The organism is Streptomyces sp. NPDC097981, assembly GCF_040302565.1.
Taxonomy (GTDB): Bacteria; Actinomycetota; Actinomycetes; order Streptomycetales; family Streptomycetaceae; genus Streptomyces.
This window is the reverse complement of the sequence record NZ_JBEORW010000185.1, coordinates 1-1,469: the sequence shown is the minus strand read 5'-3', so window position 1 is coordinate 1,469 and position 1,469 is coordinate 1. Positions and strand designations below refer to the sequence as shown.

At 67.2% G+C, this 1,469-nt stretch carries 1 pseudogene; it reads left to right on the top strand.

The features are described 5' to 3' along the window. Window positions 1–339: 339 nt before the first annotated feature. Window positions 340–1,324, top strand: a pseudogene (locus ABTY04_RS40940) (IS256 family transposase); the annotation flags it as partial. Window positions 1,325–1,469: the final 145 nt, after the last annotated feature.

The window sequence follows — 1,469 nt, the reverse complement described above, 5'->3', positions numbered from 1 at the left end:
CAAAACCCGCACCCGCTACGACGAAGCGACCGCCTGGTCCCACCACGCTTAACCCCATGCCGCTTGACACCGAACGACATGGGGTGTCTGACCTGCTCTGCGGTACGCCCCGCCGTTCTCGGCGGGGCGTACCGCAGAGCAGGCGTCAGCCAAGGGCTGTCCCGTAAAGGATCTCGGAGTCGTCGCGGGCATGGTTGACCGCGGTGAAGCCCGTTGAGAGCGTGTCTGAAAGATCGTGTAAGTCCGTGACATGACAGCCTGGCCCGGGGCTCGGCCTCGGGTCCTTGGGTCAGGCGGATCGGACGAGTCATGGCGGACGAGACCGAACCGGTCACCTCGATGGCGGCCGGCGACAAGATGGTCGACAAGGTCGTCGAGCGGCTGCTCGACAGGGCTGATGCTTCGGGGGCGGCCCTGCTGGGCGAGGGCGGGCTGCTGACGGAGATCACCAAGGCCGTGCTGGAGCGGGTCCTGGAAGCCGAGATGAGCGAACACCTCGGCTGAACGCGGCGACCTTGCGGGTCACGGTCGGGAAACTCCCGCAACGGGACCTCGCCCATGACGGTCCTCACCGATGCCGGCGCGGTCACGCTGGCGGTGCCCCGGGACCGCAACGGCGGCTTCGAGCCGCGTCTGGTCCCGGAGAACGCCCGCCGGCTCGCCGGGTTCAGCGACCGGATCCTCTCCCTCTAGGCGCGCGGGATGAGCGTGCGCGACATCCGCTCCCACCTGGCCCGGATCTACGGGGTCGAGGTCAGCCCCGATCTGATCAGCAAGGTCACCGACGCCGTGATCGACGAGTTGGCGGCCTGGCAGAACCGGCCCCTCGACGCGATCTGGCCGATCATCTGCATCGACGCGTTGTGGGTGAAATCCAGTCGGGATCAGTGGTCTCCAAGCCGGTCTGCCTGGCCGTCGGCGTCGACATGGACGGCCGCAAAGACGTCCTCGGTTTGTGGGTGGGAGCCGAAGGCGAGGGCGCCACCACCTGGATCGCGGTCCTTTCCGAACTGCGGAACCGGGGCATTGAGGACGTCTGCATCGTCATCTGCGACGGGTTGAGGGGCCTGCCCGACGCAGTCACCGGGACCTGGCCCAGGCCACCGTCCAGACCTGCGTGATCCACCTGACCAGAGCCTCGCTCAGACTCTCCTCGGTCCGGGACCACCCCAAGCTCATTCCGGCCCTGAAGACCATCTGCACGGCGCCAACCGAGCAAGCAGCCGAACAGGCCCTTGACGAGTTCGATGCCTCTGGCCTGGGCAAACGCTACCCGGTGATCGTCCGGACCTGGCGGTCGGCCTGGCCGGAGTTCACGCTCTATTGAGGCGAAACTGATGGGTTTCCTATTGGATCGTGTAGCGGACGTGGCGTGCCGCGAAGTAGCCGCAGACGATGTGGGGTTGGCGTTGTCTGCGGTGCAGGAAGCGCCGGGTCTCGCGGGCGAGGTCGTCGGCTGAGGTCGCGCG